We start from the raw sequence: 9,866 nt of genomic DNA, 5'->3' as shown, positions 1-9,866 counted from the left end.
CATCCAGGCGGTAGCCAGTGCGCGTGCAGCATCAATGTTCCACAGTTGGGCGGCAGCGCGCACACGCCTTTGTACGGGCCAAGCGCGTTATTATGCTGTACGCGCAGCCGGTAAACACTTCTTACCTGGCCATTGTCCATCTCTCACGGGGAAGTGTACAACAATTTCATTATTAGTAATTGAAAGAATTTTTTTAACGCTTTCATCAAGGCCCAGTAACGTAAGCAGCTTTCAAACTGGTTTTTTACGTTTTCATACATTTATTCTGTAAGGGCTTTTGTCGCTGTTGCCATTGCTATTTAATTTACAACCTGTTATTTAATATTAAGCGCTCATTTAAAAAAGCGTACAATATATGTTGCTGTCGTTAAATGCTGAAACCTTTTTCATTAATACTTCCCGAGAAATCCCATTAAAATAACCTATACGGCAAAAATAAGAACGACTTAAAAAGGCACACTGAATTGCATATGTGATACTCTTAATAAATCAGCATCTATGTAATCATCTAATAGTCAGTCTTATAAATTGGGGAAAACTAAAACGTTTTTCTTGCAAAATTTTCTGTTGCTAAATATATTATCTTAGTGGCAAACTATCAGATTTGAAAGCAGTTTTGTGCTATATAGCATTTTATAATCGGACTAATTCCCCGGGCCTGCTGGGCGGGCGGCGCCTCTATACTTACCGTGCCCCTGCTTGTTTACGCATTGGGTGTATCACCTGTTATTGCAACCGCCTACTCACTATTTATTGTGAGGAACAACATCTGCTTTGGCGCTGCGCAGAATTATTATAAAGACAATTTAGCTGTAAAACAGGCCTGATGATTGCTTTGCCATCATTTATTGCAGTATTGCTTACACGAAGATACAATGGTTCCTGCCCTTCCCTGAAATATATATTGATCTGGCGGTTGGTTGTAGAACCCGGTGCATCATGACCTTGTTATCATGGTGCTTGGGTCTCGGATAAATGATTAGGTGCTGCAATATCACTTATTTTTATGAAAAGTGATGAATCTGCATCTGTAAAAAAATTCAGCTACATTTATGTATTGCCTTTTTTAGTCATACTTATTGGTGCAATAATGGGGCTCGTAGGCTCCGGAAGCGGAGGCTTTATGTTTATACCTTTTTCATGCTTGTTTTCTTTTGTGGATTTGCTCATGGGAAAAGCCAAGTCGGCACCTCGTTGTTGATAATAGCTCTAAATTCACTTACAGGCCTATTGGCGATTTGCAGGAACATTAGTATCAACTGGTCTTTTTCTCCCGGTCCTTTTCTGTGGTCCAGTTTTTGGCAGATAGCCTCAGGAAGCCACCTGCACAGGTAACACCAAATGAAAACCAGTTCAAGTGTGGTTTTGGTCGGTGTATACTGCTAATGGCAGCCTTTACACCGGCAAAAGAATTTATAGGCCTTTAACCCAACTCACAAAACAAAAACATTAGTGAAAAATACAAAAAATAGATACCGGATGGGTGGTACAGCACGCTTATTACCCTTGAAAGTAATGGTCGAGGCCGCAATCTTTTGGATCCTGATACGGGAGGTCGAGTCTTATATTGATAAAGCTGCCAAAGACTTGTAGAAAATTAAATATATTTTTGAAACTCATTTCTCATGCCGATTTTGTCTCGGGACATTTAGACCTTTCATAAAAAACGGGTGCGCAAATTGTTTGAGTACCCGTCGGCAGAGCTCGGGTTTCAGCGGGCATATTGCCACAGACGGGAAGAATCCAAAGTCGGGAAGTATACTGTAAGGGCTATCCACACCCCAAATCACACAAGGTAAGCACCCGTTACCTGCTGATGAGAAAATAACAAATAGTAGACGTAAATTGAGTAACTGGCGAGATACATTGTTTATAGAGGATGTAGGGAAGGCCTGAATCTCGTGCAGGGACTCCACCCCTAGAACTCATACAGGAAGTGCTTGCAGGCCATTTATATGATTCGCTGCGTAATAAAATAATGCCGTTGCCGGATGATATTACTGGAGTATCCAAGCCACGGCGCAGGCAGTGCTCGGGGCAAAAACATGAGCAAAGAAACGACTGATACATTGGGTAACCAGAAAAAGTGAATTATGCCCTGCGTGCAGACATGACTAAAGAAGAATTCACCAAAGAACTTGACGGCCTCGGCGCTCCCCGGCCTATTTTCCTCAAAACGTGATGCTGAACATAAACGGTGGCCAAAGCCTTGATAAAATTGGTGGAGCGCGGCGGCAGGGCACTTTCTCCCGAGGGATTGAAACAGCAGAGCAGGTAACACAGAAGCTATAATTCTTGATGTTCGCCATGAAGATGATTTTTGTGTAGACACACATACCTGGTTCAATATTTATAAGTCTGAATCGGAAATTTTGCCCCCATGGGTTGGTGCACTTATCATGGCTGTTAATCAGCCATTACTGCTTGTAACCCCGAAAGGTAAAGAACAGATGGCCAGAACCCGCCTAGGTCAAAGCATTGGGTTTGATAATACATTGGGGTATCTTAAAGGTGGAATTTCAGCCTGAAAAATGCAGGTTTTGAGACTGACAGCCTTGCAAGCATATCGCCGGAAGAATTTGAAACAGCTATAGCCAATGAGGAAAGAGATACAACAATTGACTCACGCAAGCCCGGGGGGGAGTTTTCCGGCGGGCATATACTTGAAGCCGCGAATATTCGGCTTATTAACGTAAATGAAAGATTAAAAATGAAATACCTGACAGGTATTTCTATATTCATTGTGCAGGCGGCGAAGTAGAAGTGTGATTATGGCCAGCATACTTAAGGGCCGCGGAATACATAACATGACTAACGCACAAAAAGGTTTTGCGGGAATTAAAAACACCAATATACCAACAACGCTTAACAGTGCTGCCTGCAGTTAATTATTTTTCAATTGCAAAATATCTTAATGAAAGTAATTTAGATTATTGGTACTATAACAAATACAGAAAAAATAAATGAAAAAGTACATTTTATTTTTTGCTGTAGCAGGCATGATAGTAACATGTAGAAAGCTTGGCAGAAAATGAGTTTGAAATTACAGGGAAAATTGACAAGCCAACTTGACGGTAAAAATGTAATTCTGGGAAAACAAGGCGGAATGATGGGCTTTGTACCTGTTGATACCGCAAAGGTTGAAAATGGTAAATTTACTTTTAAAGGTACAGTAACCGACCCCTCTCTACACGTTTTAAATGTTGAATTTTGTGCTGGCTGGCAAACAGAGATTATTCTTGAAAACGGCGAGATAGAAACCCGATGTTGATGTAAAAGATTCAATCTTCAATACGTAAAAAGCGTAGCGGCATTCAACAATGATAAGTTTTCTGATGAGTACCGCTAGACCAAAGGACAAACAAGATGCGCCGTGAAATGATGGACTCGTATTAGCGAAAATCGCAAATGATGCAAATGCATTGAAGCGCGGATCGTAGTCTCAGGATACTGTTGCTATGAATAAACTTAACAAGAAGTATCAGGAACTTTCCTTAAAAGAATGCAGGATAATGCGATTAGATTTTGTTGAAAAAACCTAAGGCATATATGGCGGGCGGTGCAGCTTATAACAGTCAGATGGTTAGCATGCAGACAAAACCGATAACTGAACTTTTACTGAAATACTACGATAAGTTTGATGCTGACCTGAAGAAAACCAAAGAAGGCAAAGAGCTTGCTGAAATGATTAAAAACAATGGTATGCCCGCACCTATGGCACCACAATCTCCGGAGGGCAAAAGCGGCTGCACAGCCGGGTGAAAGCGCAGGCAGCGGGCTTTAGTGCGCCAAACCCCGACGGAAAAACTGTTTCAATTTAAAGAAAGTTCTCCTCGGTAAAGTAACTAATGTAGAATTCTTTTGGGCATCAGGTGGTGCGGCCCATGCCGTAAAGAGAATCCTAGCGTGTTGGCGCTTTATAACCGTTACCACAAAGGAAAGGCTCAATACCAAGGGCGTTTTGCTTGATATTAATAAAGCAAAGCTGGAAAAAGCTATTGCTGCAGATAAGCTTGAATGGACACATGTAAGCAATCTTAAAAATGGGACGAGCCTATTGCCAAGCTATATCGTGTTGAAAGTATACCTGCCACATTTGCACTTGATGCAAAAAGGTAACATGAAGGAGCTGAAAACCCTCTCGTGGATCTGACCTTGTCTAAAATTAAAGCACTGATTGAGGCCAACAATTTCGGAAATATTTATATTGAAGGCTGCCATTGAGCAGCCTTTGGTCTTTAAACAGCTTCACTCCCAGCCTATTAAAAATACTTATTAAAATAGCTCTCACAGATGTCTTACTTTGACCTGAAAAACAACAATACATATGACGCAACCGCTTCAGCAGGTGGAGATACTCGCTTTTAAGCGGCCAACGAGGATTGAATTCAAGCCGTTGGGGAAACCTTCGTGGTAGTTCGAATCCCGCTCTCCCCACGAAAAAGGGCGAATACGGAAAATCAAGCTTTTCCAAATTTTACAAAAACCCACGGCATGGTCTATAAAAACCTGCGAAATCAATGATTTGCAGGGTTTTTTTATTTCCCTGCACTTCACCAGAATTTGGAAAACGGCACCACAGTTCTCTAGGCAAAATCCCGGCAAAATACAGCGCAGAAAAATTTTGCCACAAGATGGTAATTTTAGGTTGTTGCTTTTTTTAAAAGTATTTCCATACATTAGCTGTAGTATACGGTATTTTATATGAATTTAATTAAAATTTAGGGAAAGTGTACAATACAGGATTAGCAGATTTTGAGTTGGCAGCCGTATAGGAGGCTTAATGATACAGAAATTCAGGATTTCCTGAAAATGTTTGTATCCAGATCTGTGAGAAAGAAACAATTAATTGTACAACCCGGCTTTACCGTGATCTAAGAGATTTTATATTGTAGACGGGGCACTACGCTCATTTGTAATCAATGAATCTGGGCAGGAAATTACCATTGCTCTTGCTGTCAAAGACTGGTGGATTACAGATTATAAACTCCTATATTTATCAACAACCAGCCACTTTATTTGTTGAAGCACTCTCCCATTCTGTGATTATGGAACTCTCCCTTTGATGACGAAAAATATTTAAAGCAACTCAACCCTAAATATGAGTCCTTTTCCGGATCATAGCAGAAAGGGGCTTAGCGGCACAACAGAGGCGTATGATAGCCCTTCATACTCAAACTGCTGTGCAGCGTTATGAAAATTTTGCCAGGCAGTATCCGCAAAGGGGAAGCTTTTATACAAGAGGATTCCACAATATATTATTGCTTTTTTTAGGCATGTCTACAGAGTTTTTGTCAAAAATCAGGAATAATAAACTCTGAATGTTGAACTACTTCAACCTTATTTTTTAAAATACTTCATTTTCCCTGTCAGCATCCAAAGTGAACTTTGTACTGTAATCAAAATACAATGCAAAATGAAAGCACTTTTCAGCCCGTTAAGCCTGCGGGGCTTAACTTTAAAAAACAGGATTGTACTGTCGCCAATGCAGCAAGTACAGTGCACAAAACGGAAAGCCCGGCCAATGGCATCTGGTCCATCTCGAGAAGCCGCGCTGTAGGGGATCGGGATTGGATTTTAACCGAAGGCACCGCAGTGCCTCCGGAGGCGTGTACCTTACCAGATGTTGGAATCTGGAACCAGGAACAGGTACAAGCATGGAAAGAAATTACAGACTTTGTACATGCGCAAACTGTAAAATAGGTATCCGGGCTATGGCATGCAGGAGGTAATGCCAGTACAAGCCATCTTAGAGCAGGGCTTTAAACCATTAAAAGCTAAAGACGGAGGATGGAGTCCTAAAAGCTCTGCAGCAAATCTCCAATTAATGAACACCAAACTTCACAGGAAATGACTTTGGAAGAAATTGAAAAAGTAATAAATGATTTTCAGCAAGCTGCAAAAATGCTTTAGACGCCGGATTTGACGTTATTGAGCCTTATGCCGCCCACGGTTATCTGCTGCAACAGTTTTATTCGGCTTTAACTCAATAAAAGAAAAGACATGTATGGCGGCGGTTTTGAAAACAGGATCCGGTTGTTGCGGAGGTAGTAACCCCAGTAAGCGTGAAGTAATACCTGCTACTATGCCATTATTTGTACGGCTCTCGGCAGTTGATTACAGCAATAGTATAGATGCGTGGACTATGGAAGAAAGTGTAAGGCCAAGTGAAAACCTGAAGGAATTGGGTGTAGATTTTGCGAACGAGCCTGGAGGCGTTTTTGTACAAGGTTGATCAAAACATTGCGAAGTCGTGGATACAGCAACTGCCACTGGCAACAAATCTATTCGTAACCACGGTAAATATTCCTGTAGGGGCCGTGGGAATGATTGTGGATGCGTTTCAGTCTAATGAGATCATCGAGAACAAACAGGCAGATCTCGTGGTAATAGCCCGTGAGCATTTACGTGATCCTTATTTCGGCATTCATGGGGAAATGGTTGAACCTTGATGACCCGTAGAAATTACATGGCAATGCATAAAAGGGCATTTTAAAATTAAAAATTTATCTAATAATGGAAAACAATGCTGGATTATTCTCCCATTTCCTGGTATGGAGCCGTTTCTGCCGCTTCAGGTAGGGATGAATAGTAAATTAGCGAAAACCGGAGTGTAGGTCCTGTGCATGCCTCAATGATCTCTTTTGCTATTGGGGTAATAGCTTTGGTCATGTGGAGAATGTTTTACCGTCCCAAATGGGGGGGGAATGCAGTGTTTAAAAGATGCCCCCGCATCGGCCCGTCGGGAGGAGCTTTCGAGCAATTTTATGTCACGCCAATAGTGGGCTTTTCCTAGAATTGGTCTTGGAAATGACCTTCTTCGGACCTCAGTAGCAGCTCCTGATTACCTCTGTGCTCATGGAGAACCTTTAATATTATGGGTGCCTCAGGAACACAGTATCAGCTTTGGCAGAATTATTGGTATTACCCTGATTGGAGAAGTGGCTTATTATAAATTTGAAAATATTAAGCCCTAAATCTCGTGAAGCAACTAATTATAATCATTAGGTTTATATAAAAGCCCCTCATTTATCACGAGGGGCTTTGTTTATAAGAACTTATACTATAATATTATACGTTAAAACGTAAGTGCATAACATCACCGTCTTTTACAATATATTCTTTTTTCTTTTCTCTCAACGCGTAGCTTCCCGGCTTCTTTTACTTTTGCTTCAGAACCGAATGCTACATAGCCATCGAACGCTGATGACTTCGGCACGGATAAAGTCCTTTTCAAAATCGGTATGGATAATTTCCTGCTGCCTGCGGCGAGGTATCACCTACCTGTATTGTCCAGGCCCTTACCCTCTTTTACCCCGGCTGTGAAGTAAGTTTGCAGTTTTAAAAGTTTATAAGCAGCCCCGAGTAAAGCTGAAGCTCCGGGCTCTTTAAGGCCAAGGTCTTCTAGAAACACTGGCGCTTTCTTCGTAAGTTTCCAGTTCAGTAATATCGGCCTCTGTACCAACAGCCAATACAATAACCTCTAGTGACTTCTCTTCTTTCAGCAAGTTCACGAACCCACTCTACATATTTATCTACCGAGAGCGGCGGAGTCCTTCATCAACATTACAGAAACATAAAAGCACAGGCTTTGTAGTAATCAGCTGGAAGCTTTCCATCAGGTCGGTTTCATCCTGGTTCTTTGGCTGTACTACTCCTGGCAGATTTACCCTGAAGCAGCACTGCTTTTTTATATTTTCAGGCAAAGCATCTTCAACAACTGCTTCTTTAATACCGGCTTTTGCAGTGCGCTTTACTTTTTCAAGACGTTTTTCTACAGTTTCAAGGTCTTTTAGCTGAAGCTCAATATCAATAGTTTCTTTATCACGTATCGGGTTTACACTGCCGTCAACGTGCACAATATTGTCATTGTCAAAGCAACGCAGTACATGGATGATGGCATTACACTCACGGATGTTCCCCAGAAACTGGTTACTAAGCCCTTCGCCCTTACTGGCACCCTTTACAAGCCCGGGCGATGTCCATAATTTCAACAGTTGCAGGTACCACACGCTCAGGGTTTACCAGCCCTTCAAGCTTTTGCAGCCTGGGGTCGGGTACATTCGACCACACCCACGTTTGGCTCAATAGTACAAAAACGGAAAGTTGGCGCTTTGTGCCTTAGCGTTTGACAAACACTTAAAAGTGTTGATTTACCCACGTTTGGTAATCCTACAATACCTGCTTTCATGTAAAGTTGTTATTTTAAGGGTGCAAAGATAATCATTTAGGCTGTTGAATTAATAAGATAATTAGACCTTCGGTTTTTGACTAATGGCGTGTTGCTTATGGCTAAGCAGACTTTATGACTACTTTATCTTTTCTTTATCAACCATTTTAACAATACGCAGGTACTTTGTAGGCGTAAAACCCATTAAAACGGAAAATCATGAAAAATATAGCTTTAGCATTGGCACTGGCTTTGGGGCTTTCTGTAAATGCACAGGTAAACAGGAATGTTACACAGGAAACTACAACTAAGCGTACCACAGTAAACAATGGTGTACAGGAGTAAAAAGTACCGAAGTAAACTAAACACGCACAGCGCAGCAAGAACTTGATTTTAAAGATGCTGAATCAAATAAATTAAAAAAGACTTGAGGGACCACTCCTGTAGCGGTAACAACCCCTACGCAACGGTGTCGCGTGATGGTATCCCTACACAGGAAATTGACCCGCCAAGCTACTACACCCTGAATGGCCAACGCTATCAGTTTGTTACAGACAAAACCGGTTACCGTGTGATTTCGGGTGATAACCAGAACTTTGGTACAATGAGGAGAACATCAAATAACAACTATATTTACCGAAGCGGCACTACAACATCAATTGGTTACTTTGATAAAGCACGGAAACTTTGTAGCTGAAAGTTATGATGATAAAACCGATGGTGTTACAGTGCAGACATACAGCCGTGTAAGGCCGTAAAAATTCTGAAAGATCACAATATATACTCTATGAAAAGAAAAATCCTGAAGTTATGCGCTCAGGATTTTTTATTACACTAATGTTAATTACTCATCGCCATGTAAAAACGCCTGAGGATTAAGCAGCGTTTCTTCGCTTTCCACGTGATTTTCGTCAGGCACACAGCAGTCTACCGGGCATACTGGCAGCACACTGCGGCTCATCATGGAAACCCTTACATTCAGTACATTTATCAGGTACGATGTAGTATATATCGTCCTGATATCGGCGTATGAGGCTCTTCAGCATCAATCTCCTCGCCTGTCGGTAAAACAATCCTTCCGCGAAGTTTGGTTCCGTCTTTGTAGCGCCAGTCATCAGCGCCCTTATATATCGCAGTATTAGGACATTCAGGTTCGCATGCCCCGCAGTTTATACATTCATCTGTTATAACGATAGCCATAGCTTGTCTCAAGTATTTTAGTAGTAAATTTGCACCAAAATTACGCCCAAAACTATTCATACGCAAATACATTAGCATTACTTTAGCAGCACGTAAAGCAGCATTCGCAGAACTTGGCAGGTTTTTATCGCAGTTTCATGAAAATGGAAGTGTGGAAGATGCAATTGTAAAAAAATAATTCACCCTTTTTGAAGACTTTTTACAACTTATACAATTGTCGCAGTCACACAATCGCTGGTTTACGCCTTGAACAGGTTTATTTTGCGATTGAATCATGGGCTGAAGCGCTCAACTCCTCAAAATCTTGATAAATGGCTATCAGCCTATGATACAGAGAATGTTCATCCTAAAAAGTAGGCCTTATACTGGCAGGGAATATCCCGCTTGTAGGGTTTCATGATTTTTTGAGTGTATTGATCACAGGCCATAAAGTTTTGGTGAAAACATCAATCAAACCACCAGCAACTCTTGCCATTCCTGGCAAAATACCTCATCA

At 41.4% G+C, this 9,866-nt stretch carries 14 protein-coding genes and 2 pseudogenes; 12 read left to right on the top strand and 4 right to left on the bottom strand.

Annotated elements, in window-relative coordinates; translation table 11 throughout:
* The 9 genes from LRS05_RS17475 to LRS05_RS16625 form a co-directional block, all read left to right on the top strand.
* Window positions 1-271: hypothetical protein (locus LRS05_RS17475; protein ID WP_308225051.1), on the top strand; the 271-nt coding region annotated here is incomplete at its 5' end.
* Between the two features lie 735 nt (window positions 272-1,006).
* Window positions 1,007-1,201, top strand: a complete 195-nt coding sequence (locus LRS05_RS16655) for a hypothetical protein (protein WP_257869329.1) — start codon at window positions 1,007-1,009, stop codon at window positions 1,199-1,201.
* Between the two features lie 1,830 nt (window positions 1,202-3,031).
* Window positions 3,032-3,271 (top strand): DUF4369 domain-containing protein, encoded by a 240-nt coding sequence (locus LRS05_RS16650; protein ID WP_257869328.1) that lies wholly within the window; start codon window positions 3,032-3,034, stop codon window positions 3,269-3,271.
* A gap of 257 nt (window positions 3,272-3,528) precedes the next feature.
* Window positions 3,529-3,762 (top strand): hypothetical protein, encoded by a 234-nt coding sequence (locus tag LRS05_RS16645; RefSeq protein WP_257869327.1) that lies wholly within the window; start codon window positions 3,529-3,531, stop codon window positions 3,760-3,762.
* Window positions 3,763-3,961: 199 nt separating this feature from the next.
* Entirely contained in the window at window positions 3,962-4,153 is a 192-nt protein-coding gene (locus tag LRS05_RS16640) for a hypothetical protein (protein WP_257869326.1), read from the top strand.
* A 1,256-nt stretch (window positions 4,154-5,409) separates the two neighbouring features.
* A complete protein-coding gene (locus tag LRS05_RS16635) occupies window positions 5,410-5,703 on the top strand; it encodes a hypothetical protein (protein WP_257869325.1) in 294 nt (97 codons plus the stop codon).
* 227 nt (window positions 5,704-5,930) lie between these two features.
* The gene (locus LRS05_RS17775; RefSeq protein ID WP_374707801.1) at window positions 5,931-5,993 is read left to right on the top strand and encodes a hypothetical protein; all 63 of its coding nucleotides are present in this window, start codon (window positions 5,931-5,933) and stop codon (window positions 5,991-5,993) included.
* 14 nt (window positions 5,994-6,007) lie between these two features.
* The gene (locus LRS05_RS16630) at window positions 6,008-6,235 is read left to right on the top strand and encodes a hypothetical protein (protein WP_257869324.1); all 228 of its coding nucleotides are present in this window, start codon (window positions 6,008-6,010) and stop codon (window positions 6,233-6,235) included.
* Window positions 6,198-6,452, top strand: a complete 255-nt coding sequence (locus LRS05_RS16625; protein ID WP_257869323.1) for a hypothetical protein — start codon at window positions 6,198-6,200, stop codon at window positions 6,450-6,452. The genes LRS05_RS16630 and LRS05_RS16625 overlap by 38 nt, the downstream gene beginning before the upstream one ends.
* Window positions 6,453-6,534: 82 nt before the next feature.
* Here LRS05_RS16625 and LRS05_RS16620 read toward each other — a convergent pair whose 3' ends face one another.
* Window positions 6,535-6,672, bottom strand: a complete 138-nt coding sequence (locus LRS05_RS16620) for a hypothetical protein (RefSeq protein WP_257869322.1) — start codon at window positions 6,670-6,672, stop codon at window positions 6,535-6,537.
* Between LRS05_RS16620 and LRS05_RS17770 the strand changes: the two genes are divergently transcribed.
* The gene (locus tag LRS05_RS17770; protein ID WP_374707800.1) at window positions 6,635-6,796 is read left to right on the top strand and encodes a hypothetical protein; all 162 of its coding nucleotides are present in this window, start codon (window positions 6,635-6,637) and stop codon (window positions 6,794-6,796) included. The genes LRS05_RS16620 and LRS05_RS17770 overlap by 38 nt on opposite strands.
* A gap of 275 nt (window positions 6,797-7,071) precedes the next feature.
* Here LRS05_RS17770 and LRS05_RS17765 read toward each other — a convergent pair.
* Both LRS05_RS17765 and LRS05_RS16600 read right to left on the bottom strand, forming a co-directional pair.
* A pseudogene (locus LRS05_RS17765) lies at window positions 7,072-7,610 on the bottom strand (DUF933 domain-containing protein); the annotation flags it as partial.
* Between the two features lie 422 nt (window positions 7,611-8,032).
* A complete protein-coding gene (locus tag LRS05_RS16600; RefSeq protein ID WP_257869319.1) occupies window positions 8,033-8,191 on the bottom strand; it encodes a GTPase in 159 nt (52 codons plus the stop codon).
* Between the two features lie 198 nt (window positions 8,192-8,389).
* On the opposite strand from LRS05_RS16600, the gene LRS05_RS16595 reads away from it, so the two are divergent.
* Window positions 8,390-8,515, top strand: coding sequence for a hypothetical protein (locus LRS05_RS16595; RefSeq protein ID WP_257869318.1), 126 nt, complete (start codon window positions 8,390-8,392; stop codon window positions 8,513-8,515).
* An 82-nt stretch (window positions 8,516-8,597) separates the two neighbouring features.
* Window positions 8,598-8,867, top strand: a complete 270-nt coding sequence (locus LRS05_RS16590) for a hypothetical protein (protein WP_257869317.1) — start codon at window positions 8,598-8,600, stop codon at window positions 8,865-8,867.
* Window positions 8,868-9,014: 147 nt separating this feature from the next.
* Here LRS05_RS16590 and LRS05_RS16585 read toward each other — a convergent pair.
* A pseudogene (locus LRS05_RS16585) lies at window positions 9,015-9,370 on the bottom strand (4Fe-4S dicluster domain-containing protein).
* Window positions 9,371-9,866: the final 496 nt, after the last annotated feature.

Origin of the sequence: Flavobacterium sp. J372, assembly GCF_024699965.1 — a bacterium.
Taxonomy (GTDB): domain Bacteria; phylum Bacteroidota; class Bacteroidia; order Flavobacteriales; family Flavobacteriaceae; genus Flavobacterium.
The sequence above is the reverse complement of the archived record's forward strand: the minus strand, read 5'-3'. Positions and strand labels throughout refer to the sequence as shown.

Coding starts and splice junctions, on each gene's coding strand:
- LRS05_RS17770 (WP_374707800.1), top strand. CDS start 6,635: ATGATCTCTTTTGCTATTGGGGTAATAGCTTTGGTCATGTGGAGAATG.
- LRS05_RS16635 (WP_257869325.1), top strand. CDS start 5,410: ATGCAAAATGAAAGCACTTTTCAGCCCGTTAAGCCTGCGGGGCTTAAC.
- LRS05_RS16650 (WP_257869328.1), top strand. CDS start 3,032: ATGAGTTTGAAATTACAGGGAAAATTGACAAGCCAACTTGACGGTAAA.
- LRS05_RS16620 (WP_257869322.1), bottom strand. CDS start 6,672: ATGACCAAAGCTATTACCCCAATAGCAAAAGAGATCATTGAGGCATGC.
- LRS05_RS16595 (WP_257869318.1), top strand. CDS start 8,390: ATGAAAAATATAGCTTTAGCATTGGCACTGGCTTTGGGGCTTTCTGTA.
- LRS05_RS16600 (WP_257869319.1), bottom strand. CDS start 8,191: ATGAAAGCAGGTATTGTAGGATTACCAAACGTGGGTAAATCAACACTT.
- LRS05_RS16630 (WP_257869324.1), top strand. CDS start 6,008: ATGGCGGCGGTTTTGAAAACAGGATCCGGTTGTTGCGGAGGTAGTAAC.
- LRS05_RS16655 (WP_257869329.1), top strand. CDS start 1,007: ATGAAAAGTGATGAATCTGCATCTGTAAAAAAATTCAGCTACATTTAT.